Source organism: Vibrio sp. 10N.222.49.C9, from assembly GCF_041474985.1.
Lineage (GTDB): Bacteria > Pseudomonadota > Gammaproteobacteria > Enterobacterales > Vibrionaceae > Vibrio > Vibrio crassostreae_C.
This window is the reverse complement of the sequence record NZ_JBFRVD010001616.1, coordinates 1-315: the sequence shown is the minus strand read 5'-3', so window position 1 is coordinate 315 and position 315 is coordinate 1. Positions and strand designations below refer to the sequence as shown.

The following is a 315-nucleotide window of genomic DNA, read 5'->3' as shown; positions in this document are numbered from 1 at the left end:
CTGTACTTGAGGGCATGCTAGTTAATCGCCCTATGGTCACCGCCTATAAAGTCAATAAGCTCAGTGGCTTTATCGCCAAGCGTATGATGCTCAATAAATACTACAGCTTGCCTAATCTCCTTGCTGATGAAGAGTTGCTGAAAGAGTTGATCATGGAAGAATGTAATCCGCAGAATATCTTCGAAGCGATGCAAAACATTATCGATGGCGATACATCTTACATGACAGAGAAATTCACAGAGATGCACTCTTGGATCAAGCGTGATGCCGACAAGCAGGCAGCCAACGCAGTATTGAATTTGATAGGCAAGTAAT

Annotated in this window: 1 pseudogene; it reads left to right on the top strand. The window is 43.2% G+C overall.

The features are described from left to right. Nucleotides 1-314: pseudogene (gene lpxB / locus AB4585_RS29520) on the top strand (lipid-A-disaccharide synthase); the annotation flags it as partial. Between the last annotated feature and the right edge of the window lies 1 nt (nucleotide 315).